The organism is Sphingobacterium corticibacterium, assembly GCF_004208525.1.
GTDB lineage: Bacteria > Bacteroidota > Bacteroidia > Sphingobacteriales > Sphingobacteriaceae > Sphingobacterium > Sphingobacterium corticibacterium.
Genome location: NZ_SGIT01000002.1, coordinates 625135 through 643972 on the forward strand (window position 1 = coordinate 625135; position 18838 = coordinate 643972).

General features: G+C 43.9%; 10 protein-coding genes. 2 read left to right on the forward strand and 8 right to left on the reverse strand.

The window, feature by feature from the left end; genetic code table 11:
- Positions 1-12 precede the first annotated feature (12 nt).
- The 3 genes from EWE74_RS11410 to EWE74_RS11420 form a co-directional block, all read right to left on the reverse strand.
- Positions 13-1563, reverse strand: coding sequence for a RagB/SusD family nutrient uptake outer membrane protein (locus EWE74_RS11410; RefSeq protein ID WP_130141675.1), 1551 nt, complete (start codon positions 1561-1563; stop codon positions 13-15).
- Positions 1564-1582: 19 nt separating this feature from the next.
- Complete coding sequence (locus tag EWE74_RS11415; RefSeq protein WP_130141676.1) at positions 1583-4642, reverse strand: SusC/RagA family TonB-linked outer membrane protein; 3060 nt, start codon at positions 4640-4642, stop codon at positions 1583-1585.
- 241 nt (positions 4643-4883) lie between these two features.
- Complete coding sequence (locus EWE74_RS11420) at positions 4884-7784, reverse strand: triple tyrosine motif-containing protein (RefSeq protein WP_130141677.1); 2901 nt, start codon at positions 7782-7784, stop codon at positions 4884-4886.
- Positions 7785-7920: 136 nt separating this feature from the next.
- Here EWE74_RS11420 and EWE74_RS11425 point away from each other — a divergent pair, with 136 nt between their 5' ends.
- Positions 7921-8982, forward strand: a complete 1062-nt coding sequence (locus EWE74_RS11425; protein WP_130141678.1) for an Mrp/NBP35 family ATP-binding protein — start codon at positions 7921-7923, stop codon at positions 8980-8982.
- Here EWE74_RS11425 and glk read toward each other — a convergent pair.
- A complete protein-coding gene (gene glk, locus EWE74_RS11430; protein ID WP_130141679.1) occupies positions 8979-10016 on the reverse strand; it encodes a glucokinase in 1038 nt (345 codons plus the stop codon). The two genes, EWE74_RS11425 and glk, sit on opposite strands and share 4 nt — an antisense overlap.
- Positions 10017-10068: 52 nt before the next feature.
- Between glk and EWE74_RS11435 the strand changes: the two genes are divergently transcribed.
- Positions 10069-10467 carry a hypothetical protein gene (locus tag EWE74_RS11435; protein WP_130141680.1) on the forward strand — a complete coding sequence of 133 codons (399 nt, stop codon included), beginning with the start codon at positions 10069-10071 and terminating at the stop codon, positions 10465-10467.
- A gap of 733 nt (positions 10468-11200) precedes the next feature.
- Here EWE74_RS11435 and EWE74_RS11440 read toward each other — a convergent pair.
- Genes EWE74_RS11440 through EWE74_RS11455 form a run of 4 tightly spaced genes read right to left on the reverse strand, consistent with a single transcriptional unit; the run spans position 11201 to position 18654 of the window.
- Positions 11201-12520, reverse strand: coding sequence for a DUF4302 domain-containing protein (locus EWE74_RS11440; RefSeq protein WP_130141681.1), 1320 nt, complete (start codon positions 12518-12520; stop codon positions 11201-11203).
- 6 nt (positions 12521-12526) lie between these two features.
- On the reverse strand, positions 12527-13420 hold the full coding sequence (locus EWE74_RS11445) for a zinc-binding metallopeptidase (RefSeq protein WP_239018630.1): 894 nt from the start codon (positions 13418-13420) through the stop codon (positions 12527-12529).
- Positions 13421-13428: 8 nt separating this feature from the next.
- Entirely contained in the window at positions 13429-15015 is a 1587-nt protein-coding gene (locus EWE74_RS11450; RefSeq protein ID WP_130141682.1) for a RagB/SusD family nutrient uptake outer membrane protein, read from the reverse strand.
- Positions 15016-15039: 24 nt separating this feature from the next.
- On the reverse strand, positions 15040-18654 hold the full coding sequence (locus tag EWE74_RS11455) for a SusC/RagA family TonB-linked outer membrane protein (RefSeq protein WP_239018631.1): 3615 nt from the start codon (positions 18652-18654) through the stop codon (positions 15040-15042).
- Between the last annotated feature and the right edge of the window lie 184 nt (positions 18655-18838).

Here is an 18838-nt window from a genome sequence, read left to right on the forward strand (position 1 = left end):
GATTTAAACGTTTTATCTTAAATTGGGATTAGCATCTATCTGTGTTTGCGGAATAGGGATAAATTCGCTCTTACCGGGCACAAATCTAGCTCCAAACACCTCCGTAGCTTTACCGGTACGCACCAAATCATTGAAGCGCTCTCCCCACCATTCACAAGCAAATTCAGCACGTCTTTCATCGATGATCTGATCTAAGGTCACATTGGAAATCGGTTCTAATTCAGCACGCTCACGAACCAATCGGAAAGGTTCATCACCATTCTGCCCCTTCCGTACCTTTGCTTCAGCATTCAGCAACAGTGCATCCGCATATCGCAGGATACGTACGTTATTATTCGCACCATATTCCATGCGGCCCGGTGTCATATCCGACTTCGGTAAATACGCCTTCCCGTTGAAATATTTGACACCAAACTCATTGCCATACACCTGATCTCCGCTGGGTGTCGTGGCAAAAGTAGTCGGATTTCCATCCTCACCGCAATATTGAATCGTAGCCTTCAACCGTTCGGCATCACCTCGCGCGGTCAGGAAGTCGACTATATTCTGTGAAGGTGGTACCCAACCTGCTCCCGATATCGGACTTCCCTTCTGGTCCCCCGGAGGGCCCTGCCATCTAAAAAATGTTCCCCAGTCTATCCCCGGACGTACAATGTCACCCGTCCCAAGACCAAAGTCAGAATATTGTAGCTCAAACAAAGATTCATCAGCTAATTTACCCTTGATCTTAAACAACTCGTATAAATCCGGGTAGAGCGAAAATTTATTACTGCTGATAATCTCATTGGTCGCCTCGAGTACATCATCCCAATAGGGGCTACTATTATCATTCCCGGCAAGATCCGCTGCCGCCTTCGCTTTAAGCAGCAAAGCAGAATAACGTGTAACGGCCCCAATGTGTTTTGATTGGTTCGGACGGGCATCTTCCAGATCCGGTACACAAGCATTCATTTCATCCAAGATAAATTGCCGCACAGCATCCTTAGTGCTTTTGTTAATAGTAGCCAAACTGCCGATATCCTCGCTGTCGATCAGAATAGGCACATCCCCAAAAAGTCGGGAAGCCATCAGATGGGCATAGGCTCTCAAAAAACGGACCTCGGCTTTGTATTGTCTATTGAGAGCCAAATCCGCTGCATTTCCCTCCGGAATATGTTCAGCGAACTGATCTAGCTCAACAAGCGCATTGTTCGCGGCAATAGCCAGTCCATAATAGCTGTTCCAAGACTGGTTTAGTCCCCAATAAGATTGTACGGTCACATCACTCTGGAAATTTTTAATCGCCATCAGTTCGGGGTTATCATTGGGAGTAGGCGCTCCCTGCTGATAGTCATCATCCCGGACGCAACGGATAGAAAGATCTATCCAGTGAACGAGATTATCATCTGCTGCCGAACGGTACACACCAGATACCGGGGCATACATCTGCGCCGTATTTGTATAGTCGATTTCTTCTGAACGTTGTTGGTTCTCCAGGGGTTTATCCAGAAATTTGCTGCAACCTGCTAAAGAAAAGCTACTTGTAATACATGCCCCCAACAAAATATATTGTACTGTGTTCATATTTTTAATCCTTTATAAGTTAGAAAGATAGCCTTAGACCTAAACTGTATGAAGATGCAATTGGATAAACATTCGCATCAAATCCCATTTCTGCCACTTCGGGTGTAAAACCGTTGTATTTGGTGAAGATAAATGGTCTATCTGCCGTTAGAAATATCCGTGCAGGTATACCTTTTGCCAAATCCACATTATATCCTAGTTGAATATTCTGTATACGCAGATATGCTCCACTTTCCACAAAGAAAGAGCTCGCCTGCAAATTCCACGGTGCTACCGAACCTGCTGCCGAAGGAGAAGAATTGCTTGTTCCCTCACCCGTCCACAAATCCTTGATAAAGGCAGCATCCGCATTCATCTGGCTATATTTCCGGCGCATAGCCCGATTCAGATTATGAATCTTATTACCAGCTACGCCTTGAAATGCGATACTGAAATCGAACTTTTTATAATCCAATGCGATATTGAAGCCATATGTCAGTTTAGGCAAGTAGTTTCCCAAGTTGACGCGGTCTTCTTCGTCCAGCTCACCATTTTGATTTTGGTCCTTGTATTTCAGATAACCCGGGAGGATAGGATTGTCCGGATTTTGCGTGTTGTATGTACTTGCTATCGGATCAGCCTCAATCTGTGCCTGGTTTTGATAGACACCCTCTACCTCATAACCATAGTAGAAATTAATCGGCTGGTCGAGTTCAATCCGAGAAGGAAATTCCGCCGACCACTCTGGATAACCATTCAGGATACTTTCAAGCCCCCCAAGGTTATTCACTCGATTTTTCAGCGTAGTGAGGTTTCCACCTATAGCATAGCCGAAGTCATCTTTTCGATCTTTCCATTGCAGGCCGATCTCCCATCCACTATTGGTTACACTACCCCAGTTGCCATATACACGATCCCAGGAGAACGGAATCGGACGGTCGAAGGCCAGATCGTTCGTTTTCCGGTGATAATAATCCACCGTTCCACTCAGGCGGTTATTCAACAAGGCGAAATCCAGACCTCCATCCCACTCTTCCACCACTTCCCAACGCACATGCGTAAAGAATTTGCTGATGCGGTATCCCGGAATACGGCTACCGTTTGTGGTGCCTATACTCCCGAATATCCCCGAATAGTTATTTCCCGAAAAGACGGTTGCATAGCCGGCATTGGGCTGGATACCATCATTCCCCAATTTACCCCAGCTTCCGCGGATTTTAAGTTGATTGAACAGCGTTTGGCTTTCCATAAATTTCTCCCGGCTCAATACCCAGCCTAAGCCCAAAGAAGGGAAATAACCCCATTTCGTCTGATACTTGGAGCTTCCGTCGGCGCGGAAAGTAGCGGTTAGTAAGTACTTATTATCATAGTCATAGGTACCCCGCGTAAAGTATGAGATTCCGGCATTCCGAAAACCACCCTCACCATAGCCCGTTGCCGAGGCCGTTCCCTGCGCACCCACACCGATATACCAGAATTCTTCCGATTCCGGCACATCATTAGCCTGTACCCAAGTCTCCCGCCAACGATCCTCCCTTGTCGATTGTCCCAAAAGCACAGACCAATGGTGTTTTTCTTTTCCGTCCTTATAGGTCAGCAAGTTGTCGAAGATATAGTTTGTACTACGCTGCTGGGCAGAACGCAGAAAAGAATTGTTGTTACGCTGGTCGTTGTCGATATAATATACCGGCTGATAGTTGATGTTATGTGTAGAGTGATAACGTTGGCTCCATTGGGTGCGAAACGTCAGCTTATCTTTCCACAGCTGAATCTCCGCATACGCACTTGGCAATATCTGGAATCCCTTCGTCTGGTTGTTGTTATAATATGCTGTAGCGACGGGATTTGCAAACCAGAAGCTGGAAGGCATACCAATAACCGTACTGGATCCAAATTTTTCCGGTTGAGCCAGTTCTAACGATGGATCATAAACCGGATAGAGTGGTGAAGCAAAATAAGCCTGGCGAAAAGCCGCATTATTCGCCGAATAATTACGGAAATTATTGAAGTGTGCGGTGAAACCGAGTTTCAGCCAATCGGTGACATGCGCCTCTGTTTGCATCCGAATATTATACTTACGATGATCATTTCTAGCATCCATAATCCCGTCCTGATCAAGGTAATTTACACCGAAGGTGTAGGTAATTTTATCTGCACCGCCCTGTATATCAAGATTATGATTAGTCAATAATGCTTTTGAACGCAACAATTCTTTATACCAGTCGGTATCCATGGCCGGATTTTCGGCTGTTCCACCAAATTTGCTGACCGAATTATTCACAAACGCTTCATTTCCGGTCGCCATGGCATAAGCAGCAAATTCCTGTGCATTCGCCATCTTCAGCACATTCGTTGGCGACTGGAAACCGACGTAACCATTGTAGGTTATCCGCGGTTTCATATTCAGCGTTCCCTTCTTGGTGGTTACCAAAATCACACCGTTCGCTGCTCGCACACCATAGATAGCCGCTCCGGAAGCATCTTTTAATACAGACATCTCGGCAATATCATTGGGATTCAGGAAGTCGATATTATCCATAAACATCCCGTCCACCACATAAAGTGGACTTTCGTTGTTGAACGACCCTACACCTCTTATCCGAACAGTGGGTGATGTCCCGGGAGCGCCAGAGCTGACCACCTGCACTCCTGTTACGGAGCCTTGCAACGCCTCCATGGGATTAGTTACCGTACGTTTACCCATTTCCTCCATATCTACCGTAGCGATTGGCGCTGTGAGATCACCTTTCCGTTGCGTGCCGTATCCCACCACGACGACTTCTTCCAGCTCGTCCGAACCTTCCTGCAATCGAACATCATAAACACCACTCTGTGTCACCACAATCTGGGAAGAGAGCATCCCCAATTGGGAGAATACTAAAGTGGCTCTATTCCCGGCTACCTCCAAGGCATACTGTCCAGATTGATCTGTACTGGTAGCCGTATTACTCCCTTGAACAGCTACCGTGACACCCGCTAACGGTTCTTGATTAACGGCAGACGTGACCCGTCCCCGTACTTGCATTGTCTGTGCCGTAAGTTCCATAACAGAAAAGCACATACACAGCAACATACATGCATGTAAAATTCTAATCCTCATAAGTTGAATTGTTTAACATGGTTTATAAAATTTAGTTTCGCTGTTGTTCTCCCTAGTGCGGAGAACTATAATCCAAAAATAGGGCGGTAATTCGGTAAAGCATATTTTTTCCGAGACTACAATTACCACTACAAAAGATCATATTGGAAGAAAAAAAGTGTAAAACACCACTACAAACACGCTACACCAAAAAAATAAAACACTTATTATCAGTATACTACAAAAAAAACATCATCACCCGTTACTCATCACTCCTCGTATATTGCATCAGATAATCATACAGGATAACCTCCGAATCGATCTTTAATTTTTTTCGCAGGCGATAACGGCTTACTTCCACCGCCTTGACCGTGACATGCATGAGTTGGGCAATTTCTTTGGAGAGCAGATTCATCCGTAATAAAGCACATAGTTTCAATTCATTTGCTGTCAGATCAGGATGTTGTTTTTTAAGCTTAAAGAAGAAATTTTCATTCGCATGGTGGATATGCGCATTAAATTTCTCCCAATCATCATTTGTTCTTTCCGCAGAGCGGATAAGACGAATCAATTGCCGAAAGTTTTGTTGCCCCTCCTTGTCTTCCAGTCGATTCATTGTTTGCGTGACGTTATCCTTAATTTTATGCAGTACTTCGCCACGCTGAATGATATTCATGGTTAAATTGGCCAATTCTTTGTCCTTGAAACCTAATTCAGCTTCCAGCTTTTCGTTACGAAGTTTGATAACCTCTTTTTCTTTCTTTTCAATTTCCAATTGTCGCACGTGGAGCTCATCTCGATGTCTTTCTTTTAGATTTTTACGCTGTAACCCTAGCAGCCAGAAAATAAATACGAGTAGCAGCCCAACGTACAACATATAACTAATCGGATGCGCATACCAAGGGGGTGCAACACGAAACGAAAATCGCTGTTCCTCTGATTCATTCCCCATCCCGTTTCTAGATTTCACTTTAAAAACATAGGTTCCTGCCGGCAGATTAGTATATTCTTTTTCACTCCTATTGCTCCAGGCCGACCATTTTGTTTCCAGCCCCTCCAACATATAACTGAACTCCACTTGCTCCTGTTGATCATACATGGTGGAACTAAAGTTAAATTGAAGAGAATTAAAGGTGTAGCGCAACTCTTTGTCTGGTACATCTAGATGGTGATAACCCCCAAACAACAATTGTTCTTTTTTATCGCTATCAAACGCTTTCACCATACGGAGAAGCATACTAGGTTTCGATGCATGTGCCTGATAAGCTTTATAATTCAATATTATACCGCCCTTTTGTCCACTTATAAATACATTCTCTGCATCATGTACATAAACCGACTCAAATCCGCCTAATATTTCCCCGTTCAATTCTGGAAAATAAGAAACTGTATACGGCGATTCTTCTAGCGGGCGGGAGAAATCTAATAAGCCTAGTCTTTTATTGCTCGCAAACCATACGTTTCCCATCTTATCCTCCGTCATGTACTGAATAGGTATATCAACAAGTGCCTGATATTGTTTCGTCGGCATAAAGTTATCGTGTTCGGCATCATATATATACACGCCCTTGGGCGTCGAAACAAGAATATCATTTCGAATATGGAAGACATAGTTGTGCAATATAGCAGGTAATCCGTCCTCGACCTCATAACGCTTGTGCTGGATGATTTTCTTAAAGTCTGCCGACAAGGATAGCCTAAAAACACCTCGATAAGGGTGTGACACCCACACCACGTGGTTTTTATCATCATAGTACACAAATCTTAACGTTTCGTCCGAACCGCTGATAGGTCCATTATCCACAAAATTCCGACCGTCGAATAAAAGATGTCGTAATCCTAGATAAGAACCCACCACCACATTCTGGGATGGGAAAACTCGGGAAGTCGCCTGATATGTCCAGATCCCCGTAGCGGTATGAATCGGCCTTACTTCATCATCTACCACCTCAAAAATTCCCTCTTCATGTCCAATTAGCAAGCGCCCATTCACCTCCTGGACAGACCATATTTGGCCATCGCTATGCCTAATCTTTTCAAACTTTGCTTCGGACATGCCGATATTATCCAACGCATTGCCTCTATACGGGGTTGCATACAAACCGTTGGATGTTCCGAGATATAACTTATGATTGAAAATGCGTAGACTATAGGTTCCCAGCTTCGTATTTTGGTCAGGATAAATATATTTTATGGCGCTATTGACTGCAATATAATCAATCCCATCGTCTAAAGCTAACCATAGATTTCCATTTCTGTCTTTAAATATATCGCGGATATTATTCGTTTGCAACCCCTCTCCGTAACTATATCGCTGAACAATCTCACCGCTTTTATCGATGATCAACATCCCGCCGGGATACATACTCACGGCAAACAAATCATTTCCTAAAAATCGGATACTGGAAATTCGGTTTGTCGAAAACCGGGAATCCATAGATGTTGGTTTCGGAACAAAATTGCCTTTTATTAAGTAAAAAAGACCATCTTTCATCGTCGCAACCAATAAGGTATCAACCCCATAAGCAGCTATACCCGTGATGATCGCACCTTTTTTCAACGGATTTTTTTCGGCTATTGTTTTCCACACACCATTTTCGTAGTGCATAACCCCTCTTTCCATATCCTGCGCATACAATGCACCTTCAACAGATGCCATATACTGCCAGCTGCTATGCGATCGATCTACATTGATTTTGTCCTGATAATAATGAAAGATATGGTTATTAGCTTGAAAAAAGATGTGCTCTCCCGATAAGGCAATATGCCATACATCTGCAAATTTCCTGTCCTTCACAGGGATTTTCTCCACTAGAGAATGATAAATCAACATGCCCTTTTCATCGGCCGCGAAATATCCTATCTCATCTTGTCCCCCGACATAAATTCTTCCCTTTCCGTCATAACAAACCGAGCGCACAATAGTCAAATTGGGCAATGGGTACACATGCCAGTATCGTCCGTCAAAAGAAAGTAACCCTTCATTATTAGCGAAATACATAATACCCTGTGTATCTTGGGTTATACCCCAGTTTTGGACACCTCCCTGATATGCTTTACTAGAATAATTTACGATCTGCGGCATCGCAATCGTGCGTTGCGCATCGGCTTTCCCACAAAAAATCAAAAGGAAAATTGAAAGAAGAAATATATATCTGTTCATCCGTATCCGGCTATATCGTTAGCATTGGTAGACGAAGATAGCAAAATCCCTTTAGATGACAATTTAGCTTAACAACAAATCGATGACAAGATTGTCTCTTTCAATGTGTAAATTTGTAACGTAACAAACCATCGTCATGATTACAAAAGAACAAATATTACATGCTTTGAGTCACGTAGAAGAGCCCGATCTAAAAAAAGATCTCGTGACGTTGAACATGATTCAAAATGTAGAAATTCTACCCGATAAGATTAAGTTTGATGTGGTGTTAACCACCCCCGCCTGCCCTTTGAAAGGGCATATCGAACATGCCTGCCGGAACGCTATTGGTCTTTTTGTAAGCAAGGAGGTGGAAGTCGACATCAATATGACGTCTAGGGTGGTTGGCGTAGATGCGGCACAATTGGATGGCATTAAAAACATTATTTTGGTTTCGTCAGGAAAAGGCGGTGTGGGTAAATCGACCGTGGCGAGTAATTTGGCATTAGCATTGGCAGAAAGCGGAGCGAAAACAGGCTTACTGGATGCTGATATTTATGGTCCTTCGTTACCGTTGATGTTCGGGTTAGAAGGTACACGTCCAGCATCCATTCAAATTAATGGGAAACAGAAAATAGCCCCCGTAGAGAAATTTGGATTGAAACTATTATCCATTGGTTTTTTCACAGACCCCAACCAGCCCATACCGTGGCGGGGACCGATGGCTACATCCGCTATCAAGCAACTCTTTGGCGACGCCCACTGGGGTGAATTGGATTATCTCGTTGTCGATATGCCTCCCGGAACAGGTGATATACATATTACGGTGGCACAGTCATATCCTATCTCTGGTGCGGTTATCGTGACCACACCACAACAGGTTGCCTTAGCCGATACGATGAAGGGTATGGCCATGTTCCGTATGGAAGGCATCAACATTCCTATTATTGGTATTGTAGAAAATATGTCGCATTTCACACCAGCTGAATTACCGGACAACAAGTATTATATTTTTGGCAAAGACGGTGGAAAACGTCTGGCAGAAGACAACAACGTTCCTTTTTTAGGTGAAATACCATTGGTAAAAGCCGTCGCCGATGCGGGTGACAATGGTTTTCCTATCCTTTTAGATGCGGATGAGCCTGTTGTCAACGCCTTTAAAGAAATAGCCGGTCGTACGGCGCAGGAATTGAGCATATTAGCAAATCAAGTGGATTAAACACCAAAAGCGCCGTAATAACCAGCACCGATCAATGCGGCCTGACTATTTAAAATAACGCTGATAGAGACCTTTTCCAACAGATGCGTCATATGTGCATTTTGGATGAACTGTTCCCGGAAAAGATCTTTTTTCAGCAATGGAAATATCCTCGGCGGAATACCTCCCCCCAGCCATAAGCCCCCTACCGCTTTATGTTTCAGGACCAAACTGGCAGACTCACGTGCCATGTAGCTTACGAAAAGGTCCATCGCTAAACTACAGGTAGCATCTAATTCCCGCATAGCGGCATGGCTAATTACCGCCGCCGGGTTATCGTTGTTTTTGAAATTTTCTTTCAACCAAGCGGGTTCGTTATGTCCTTTGGCATCCCGTAGGAATTTATATATCCTGTATATCCCAGGTCCGGATACAACATGCTCCCAACTGATAATTTCATCTTCTTGTTGTAAATATTTCAATAATTCGACGTCAAGATCAGTTCGTGGCGCAAATTCACTATGCCCACCTTCGGTTGCAAACGGACGATGATACGTTCCATCCCAAAATATTCCTGCCTCGCCCAATCCTGTCCCTGGCGCTAATACCGCCATATTACCATGGCTTGTGTCGGAACTTTCAAACAAAGGCACCGTGTCTTCCACACTTAACCCCACCAAACCATATGCCGTTGCCTCTAAATCATTGATAATGGATACTTTTTCGACATCAAATTCAGTCTTTAACGAGGCAGCATCCAATTCCCAAGAGAGATTGGTTAATGTTACCTTGTTCTCCAATACAGGCCCAGCCACGCCAATCGACAACACATCCGGTCTGCCGTCATTATCCGTTGCCAAAAATTTTTGTAAAATCTCTTCAAAGGTACCCATCGAACGAGACCCAAATATTTCTTCCCGGATCAAAGAGAGCGCATTACCTTTTACTTCAAAAACGCCGAAACTCGTCTTAGTTCCTCCTATATCGACCGCCAAAATCTTCTTTCCGTTTCGGGAACTATCTTCTTGATGTGGCAAATAAAATCTATATGACATCGTTTATGTGATTGTTACGCTATAATACGAATATTTTTAAGAGTATGCAACTGTGTTATCTATCGTATCAAAAGTTTTGGCGCAACCCGGACGGAAATGCTACGTCGGCGCACGGATGTGCAGCATCGGCGGACGGAAGTGTCACGTCGTCGTCCGTCGACATCATTTCGTTGCCCTTCCTGATGGAACTTCCGGCCATCTTGTTTGCATCGGTGTACGGGATGACCATTCCGGTGCCCAACATGTATGTATTGCCGTATACCGTGAACGTTTTGATGTACAGAAGTTGCTTCCTGGCGTATGGGGACATTCGCAAGAAGGACGAAAGTATCTATCAATGCATGGAAGAATAAGTTTTCCTGCACAGAGAAATAAGCGGAAAGACCATCTTTATCACTTCTCCGAACGGATTGGCCACATTTCCGTGCGACGACATTATGTCGTCGCCTGACGAACTGTTCAAGCCGTACGACGACACCACTTCGGCGGACGGGAAAACATCAAAAAGATATTTCTTTGCGATTATGTACATGTACATGCGAATGCCCGCACGGAACAATTAGATTTTGTGCCTTGACAAAGCGGCGATGTTCGGCGCATTGTTCATTCTGTCAGGATAGATTACGCGTATGTTCCCTGCATATTGGGCTAACTACTGTGCCTTCGCAATGCATGCACGCAACAAGTCCATTTTGTAAGGTAACATTTCGGTTATGTCACGCAACAATTACGTTGTGTAACGTGACATAGCCGACAACTACAGTAACTTATTGATTATGTCACTGTACATAGACGTTAACTACATTGCGGTAAACGCTATGTACACGTACGGCGGAGCTATGTATATTTACAAAATGGGGGACTTATCATCGATTTAGAAAGGAAAAATCTATAGAGCTATTGGAATTAAACATAAATACCATAATTTTTGCAGGATTATAATCCTTAAATATCATAATAGGACGGGAATAAGATTTTAATCTAACGCGGAGTTTAAGGCTATATCCCCAGTAATGTGGAAGATTTTTGCTTTGAATTACGCTATGATGTAAAATATAAAACCGTGCTTTTAGGTTTAAATAGCCCCATGTAAAATCATTCCATAAGATAGGGCAACATACTTTCTGTGTTGAGTAAACATAGGGAGAGTCATGACAACTCTCCTATGTTTAAAAAATAACCAATTAATTATTCAAAGGATCATAGATATCACCATTGAGTATGAGCTCTATCGTATTTGTTGGATCTTCCTTATCTGTTAATAACATTACGGATGGTTTCTCCAATTGATCCGATGTGATAACAAATGTTCTATTATTCAACATTTGCACCAAGTACACAATAGCATTGCTCCAATATGCTATATCAAAAGCAGCAGTAGAATAATAAGAACCTGTAAAGGCAAAACTAATCTCGTCTACTGTACCATTCACCGGAACCATATTATAACCAAAATATGCTGCTGAAGATTGTCCATTCACGGAAAGGAAAGGAGCAAAGCCGGTGAAACCTGGTGCAATTTGTGTACTGAAATCACCGATATCTACATAATTAAGCGTATAACCGAAATTTTGAAATCGGGTTCGTCCCTGACTCCACCAATATTGCCCTTCAGCACCTAAGCCGCTATACCGCATTGCCCATGTATTAGTTCTGAACCATACATTCAACGGTGTAATATCTGGCACAATCTTAAAAGTTGCATTGTCATTTGTATAGTATCCATAAGGATAAGCAGTCGTTGGTTCTACGAATTTTAAGGTCTTAAATGTTACGCCTTCCATTTCCTGTTCGGCATAAAACTCCAGTCCGCCCGGTATCACACGAAAAGACATTTCGTTGCCACTGGCATCCTTCGGGTTACGAAAAACTCGGATCGGTGAGGAATAAGGCATATCCAACAAATCTCCCGAGGCATCTTCCAGTTTAAAAACGCCAAATTCACCAAATTGAGCCGCAGCTTCTTGATAAGCCTCCCCTTGTTGCTCAAACTCGTCGCCGCTTAACGGCAGCATCACGACTTCCGTACCACTTTTCTTGCCTTTAAGAACAACCGAATCTGCTGTTGCTTTCAGCACGATAAATTCAAAATCACCCTTCATTCCAGTATCATCGGCACCAATCCTTCCATTGTCCATTCCAGGTTCGGAAAACCAATGGATAGCTTTATTATAGCCATTGAAAGATAAAACGGGACCAGTGTCATGAATCACAGAATAGGTACTCGTCTCCGAGCTTTCAATCGCATCCGAAACCATCGTCACCTGTGCGTTGGAAATAAACTTCGTAAAAATGGTGTAACCACCAAACTCTTGATTGTCGCTCGGGTAATACGTCATTACCCAGCCCGCTTCATTGCCCTGGAGGACTCCGTATGCATTGGCAATCGCTTCCGTCATCCGCACCGAGGCATTCTCCTCGAAGATACGGTCCTGCTCGCGTTTACATGACGTTATCAGTAAAACCGGAAGCAAAAACGTAAATATGATGTGTTTTAACTTCATAATTTTTTAGTTTAAAGATGTTTGATCAAAATTGGGCAAATCTGCCTGTCTGGCTAAAATTTCGTCTCTTAACACATCCAGATCGATATCCCAAACCGTTTGGAAGTACGTTCGTACAATGTCCAATTTCGTCTCTATGATTATCTTACCCTCTTCACCTCCTTGACTGATACGCTGTTCCCATTGCGCCGGGGATAGCGTGATATAATACGAATATGTTTCGACAAAATCCTCGTTAGCTTCTTTGGAAGCATAAGGAGAAACAAATCCGTCTGCAGCGGCTAAGGCGTCCGCTGAGGAGCCGGTATAGATGTCGCTCCACGCATCCGCCACATAACCGGCGCCGGTAATCTCCTTAAATGAAGCCGGGTAATCTCTCGTCTGGTGCAGAATATGCGCAAATTCGTGATGCATCGTATGGAAATAGTAATAGTTCAAAAAATCCGCATCCATACCCGTTTCCTCCGTGAGATTATTTAATAGATAGAGCGAAACCTTAACGCCTCCTTCAGCTGTACCCAATACAAACGTTCCGTTATTCCGATACCCCGCCGAACCGATGTAGTTCAGTAACTTGGGAAAATACGACCGTATAAAGTCCTTACTGCCCGTAATCTCATCATACGGTGCGATACCGAGATAATACAATAGCTTAGTCATGCGTACCGAACTCTCGTAACTCGCCGGACTGAGGTTATAGTCCAAATCCGACTCCGCTTCAACAAACTTATACACGATGGCAATATTATAATCTTTTGTAAACTGGTGTTCAATATAGTTATCCAGTTCGTTTGTCGCCACTTCGAGATCCTGGAAAACACTCGTTGGATCTAAACGTTCTTCTTTGCAGGAAAAAAGTAACAAAGAAGATAACAACAAAATATTTAGTTTCTTTATCATGTTCATCATTATCTAGGATTAGGAGTTAAACCTGCAGAAATTACATCCAATGGGATCTGTAATGCCGCTCTGTTATCGCGCGCAACCAGTTTAGTGTCGTTTTCTACGACAGAGACTGTGGTACCTGTCGTAATCAGCCGTCGTGCAACTTCAATACCATAACGCTTCACATCAAACCAACGCAACCCCATGTGCATGGTCTCTATCCGGCGGATATACAATAAGGCATGGAGCATATTTTCCTGCGTACCCGCCTCAAACGGAACCATCTCCGGACTCAGTCTCTTTTTTGGCGTAGGTTCGTCTGGCTCATAATATTCCAAACCATCCGCCCATTCGTTGATACTTTCTACGGTAAACGTTGCCGGTGGATTCGCTAAGGTATTATCTACCCAACGCTTCATATCGACTACTGCTTCTTCATAGCGTTTCAAGTGGATCAATGCTTCCGCACGGACCAACATCGTTTCTTCTGTGGTAAAGGGTGCATAGGCCCCTCTGCTATAACCAATACCGGCGACAACGTCGGTATATTCAAACTGATAGGAAACTCGGGGAAATAGATGTTTATCCAGATTCGTTCCCGAATACACAAACACCTGCGGAATATATCCGGTGGCCGTCCGTTTACCATAAGGAGCTTCTGCGAGCATGGTCTCTGTGTTACTGATAAACGCTCCATGGGCAAACCGAGCACCAGTATAATAATTTCCAAAGTATAAACCGTGGCTCGTTCCCGCCGTCGCTAACATTAAATTAGCTTTTATGGAACTTCGATTGTAGGCAATGGCAGCCGGTGTAACTTCTACTGCACTCGCGGCGATAGTACGGTTATCCCGCAATAAAGGTGAAGGATTGGAGCCAATAGCGGCAGTAGCATAACTAATTGCTTTTTCCCAATCCTGCATATACAAGGCAATGCGTGCCGCCAGTGCATTGGCCGCCCTGGAGTTCATGTGGTATTTTGGTGTTTCACCGTAGGACGCGTCATCAATCAGCGGTAATGCTTCTTCCAAATCACGTACCATATAATCGTACACTTCTTGCACCGTGTTGCGCTCGTATTGTGGATTCAGCTCGTCTTCGGTTTCTAACATGTAGGTGATACCTAAATCTGTCGCTGCATGATCTTTATGATAATGCTGTGCAAATAGGTTAACCAAAATAAAGTGAGAATATGCCCTCGCTGCCAAAGCCTCTCCACGCTGCGCATTTAAGCTTGCCGGATTTCCCATTTCCTCGATCGCGCCCAACGCCGCATTCGCACTGGAGATAGCTTTATAACAAGCTTCCCAAACTTCTTTGGGGCTGTCGTCCGTATTTTCGGTCACATCGTTCCAACGAAACAATTGTTCCAGATCCCGTTCGTTATACGGATTGCTTATTCCATAATCATCTATATTATCCGATGAAAACTCGGCTGACACCAAATAAGCTGTTGCAGGATAAGCCGACACCAAAACTTTATCAATTTTAGCCTCGGTATCCAGTTTTGCGCGGTTGTCGGGCATCTCATCCAAAAATTTATCACAGGAGAAGAAGCCCAACCCACAGATTAAGGCTATCGCTAAATATAATTTGTTCTTTCTTTTCATTTCAATCCTTTCTTAAAGTTTCCATTACAATCCCAAACGTAATGTCAATGTATACTGTCTAGCCATCGGTGCAGCTACACCTCCCGCGTTGACAAACTCCGGATCCTGCCCATTCAGCTTCTTATCCGCATAAATCAGGAATAGGTTGGTCGCGTTGAAACGTAAACCTAATGAATTTACCTTCCATGCATTTACCCAATTTTTGGGCAATTCGTAGGATAAGGAAACATCTTTTAAGCGAATAAAATCACCTTTCGCAGTACGTACGGAGGAATAATTGTAGGCATTAAACGTATACTGAAGGTCGTTGTTATATGCTCTGTTCTGCCCTTTGGAAGAAACAAGCGGCACATTCGTATAGGCTTCGTCTCCCGGCACCATCCAGCGGTCTGCAAACTCTTTAGTAGATGCCGTCAAATCATCGTACTCGTGCTTAAATACTGGATTTAAACGAACGACGTTTCCAAAAGAATATGTCATAAACACATTCAAGCCAAAGTTTTTGTAATTGAACTGGTTGCCCCAGCCTCCAGTATGGATCGGATCGGTCGGTCCTTCATATTTTAGATAATCGATTCTATCCCGCTCTTGGAAGTATATATCCGTTGTGGTTTCTTCATTATCCGGACCTAAGAAAACAGGCAAACCTTCGTTGTTCAAACGAACAAAAGGAATAGAGTACAATCCTCTTGACGGCCCGCCTTCTTGAGCAAAGCCCGTACCTGTGATCAAATCAATGACTTGACTGCGCGTATCCAGACGGGTAACTTCTGTTTTCACATGAGAATAAATCAAATTAGATTGCCATTTAAACTGGCCATCCCGGAAAATATGTCCGGTTAAGCTCAATTCCGCTCCACTCGATTTCATGTCGGCGACATTCCCCATTTTGGAGATTACACCAGTCATTCCCTGTGTATTCACCACGCCAATTAAGTCGAAGTTATTCCGTTTGAACCAGTCAAATTCAATATTAATGCGGTTGTCTACAAGACCTATCGATGTTCCGATATTGAGCTCATGTTTTTTCTCATACGTCAGTTCCGAGTTTGCCGGATCCATAATCTGCAAACCCGATTCCGTATCACTCGCTGTCGGCCTCCATGGGTTATACGAGGCATAAATCGCATGCGAGTTAGTGACATCTGCCGGCCCTCTATCCCCTGTCAAGCTATAGGAAGCTTTCAACGTCAAATGGGATAACGCCGGGAAAAGATCTGTGAAAAAGTCCTCTTCGTGCGCATTCCATGCACCCGCCACGTTAAAACTAGGCATCCATCTAGCCGAGATAGCTTCTCCTAGCTTGTTGGACCCTTCATAACGGAAGGTACCATTCAAAATATATTTACCCGCATACGAATAAGTCAGGTTGGTAAAAAATGCCGCTTGCTTATACTTGGTGTTCGTCGGGTCGTTGTCCTTGTTCCGGTTTACATGAAAATAGGGGGTATTTTCTTCCTGACCTCTTTTAAACACGCGATAATCTGTAAATGGGCTTTCACCCAATTCATATTGCAGCCCCCAACCACGGAACCACGTATTATTCCGGTCGGATGCCGTCAATTCAGAACCAGCAAAGGCACTTACGATATGATTGTAATTGAAGGTTTTATTATACTGTGCTGTGAAACGGAACAATTGTTCGAACATAGTATAATCCGTACGGTTGTAGATACCGCCTTCCGGCAATACGGAGATGGGCTGTGCATACGGATTGTCGGGATCGGTATATAAGAATGGGTTTTTATCTCGTATCACAGTGGTTCCAAAATCAATACCTGCTCTATACGCCTGTGCTTGATTGGACAAATCTTTTACATAATGGTGCTGTGCGGTGGACTGATAACGTACCGAACCAAAAGCACCTAATTCCAATTCCGGAACAACCTTCCATTTCAAGTCTCCTTGGAAACGGAGATCGGTCACATTCACGTCCATATAATTGTTTTCCAACTCGTGCAGAATATTGAACGGCGCATAGTTGCGGGTATAGAAGACGTTCGGATCAAGTGTACGCGAGCTGTTCATCGCATAGGCATAGGGGTTGATATCAAAATCACGTTTTACTTCCCCGAAAACCACGTCTGTCGTCTGCCCTAACGTTCCGGGCGCTTGTTGCTGACGATAAGAGCCATTCGTGATGATATTTAAGCGAAGATTATCCGAGATATTATAGTTGGCATTCAAATTACCTGTGTAGCGGTTAACCCCACTTCGCTTGGTCCACCCCGGATCTACCAAGGCACTGATGGACGAATAATACTGTGATTTTTCGGTACCGGACGACATGCTCACCGAATGGTTGTGTTGTACACTCGGCTGAAACAATTGGCTAAACCAATCCGTGTTACGGTATTCTGCTTCTCGCAGGAAGTTGTTGACATGATGCCTGTTAGTAAACAAATCGTTCACAACCTCACCAGTCTGTATACGACGATACAAATCGCCATACACACCACTGTTGGCTTCTGTCAACAGATCTCCTAAGCGGATATCTTGTTTCGGATAAACATCTTGATAAACTGACATCTGCTCCTGCGAGTTCATGATATTGAATTCGGAATATCGTGGTATAGCACGAATAGTGTATTCACCCGTATAGTTTAACGAGCTACGTCCGGCCGTTCCTTTTTTTGTCGTGATGACAATAACCCCCGCCATCGCACGGGCACCATATATCGAGGTTGCTGAACCGTCTTTCAAAATCTGGAACGATTCGATATCATGCATGTTCAAACCGGCTACGGCAGAACTGATTAACGTCAGGGCATCTCCAGAAGAAAGTGCATCTGCATTAACATCTGCGACGTCTTCTACAATAACGCCATCGATAACCCACAACGGCTTTGAGGCACCGTAAATAGATGTAGCACCGCGCACGCGGATTTTCGGCGCTGTACCAAACGTCCCCGTTACGTTTTGCACAGAGACTCCGGCTACACGACCTTCCAGTCCACGGCTGGGGTCAATCTGTCCACCAATCTGTGCAGCTTCACCCGAAATCTGTGAAGTTGCACCGGTAAACAAACGACGGTCTACCCGTTGGCCCATCCCCGTGACGACCACTTCTTCGATCGCTTGGTCTTCCGCCATCAGCTGTACATTCAACGTCCGTTGATTGCTTACAGGTATATCTTTCGTCAAATAACCTACGTAGCGAAACGTTAAAGTACTGCCGCTGGGAACATTAATCGAGAAATTACCACTTTCATTGGTTGTGGTACCTTGTGAGGTTCCTTTTACACCAATAGATACACCGGCAAGAGGCTCTCCGTTCATCGAAGTCACCCGGCCTGTGATGGGGCTTTGTACATCAACTGCGATAGTGGCGGCGTTGGGTGTCATCTCCCTATAATTTACCGTAACAGTACCCGCAATGATCTTAAACGAGTAATTCTGAGTCGGCAACATCATGTGCAGTGCATCTTTTACATCCGTTTCACGTATATTAAGGCTAATACGCGATGACTTCGCTATCACATCATCATTGTACAAAAATTTCAGACTGGTTTGTCTGCTAATCTGCTGGAAAGCATCTTCCAGCTTCACATTCTTTAATGAGAGTGATACTTTCTGTGCAGTTCCTTCTGCATAGGCACAGGTCATGAAAACCAGCAGGAGAAATGTTGTAATTTTCATCGTTCGGAGAATTAAGACAATAGGCGGCTTCCATGCTTCTTTTCGTCTTTTGTCAAATAAGAAGTAATTCATACATTTGAGTAATTGAGTTAATGTGTAAGGTTCATTGCTTTATTTAACTTGATTTCAACAGGGGTGCTGCAACATCCCTGTTTCTTGTTAAATACAATTGTTTCGTTTGTTG

What these genes read in the sequence shown, in the direction of transcription:
- EWE74_RS11450 (WP_130141682.1), bottom strand. Translation starts at nt 15,015, where the DNA reads ATGAAAAGAAAGAACAAATTATATTTAGCGATAGCCTTAATCTGTGGG.
- EWE74_RS11425 (WP_130141678.1), top strand. Translation starts at nt 7,921, where the DNA reads ATGATTACAAAAGAACAAATATTACATGCTTTGAGTCACGTAGAAGAG.
- EWE74_RS11415 (WP_130141676.1), bottom strand. Translation starts at nt 4,642, where the DNA reads ATGAGGATTAGAATTTTACATGCATGTATGTTGCTGTGTATGTGCTTT.
- EWE74_RS11420 (WP_130141677.1), bottom strand. Translation starts at nt 7,784, where the DNA reads ATGAACAGATATATATTTCTTCTTTCAATTTTCCTTTTGATTTTTTGT.
- EWE74_RS11410 (WP_130141675.1), bottom strand. Translation starts at nt 1,563, where the DNA reads ATGAACACAGTACAATATATTTTGTTGGGGGCATGTATTACAAGTAGC.
- EWE74_RS11455 (WP_239018631.1), bottom strand. Translation starts at nt 18,654, where the DNA reads ATGAAAATTACAACATTTCTCCTGCTGGTTTTCATGACCTGTGCCTAT.
- glk (WP_130141679.1), bottom strand. Translation starts at nt 10,016, where the DNA reads ATGTCATATAGATTTTATTTGCCACATCAAGAAGATAGTTCCCGAAAC.
- EWE74_RS11445 (WP_239018630.1), bottom strand. Translation starts at nt 13,420, where the DNA reads ATGATAAAGAAACTAAATATTTTGTTGTTATCTTCTTTGTTACTTTTT.
- EWE74_RS11440 (WP_130141681.1), bottom strand. Translation starts at nt 12,520, where the DNA reads ATGAAGTTAAAACACATCATATTTACGTTTTTGCTTCCGGTTTTACTG.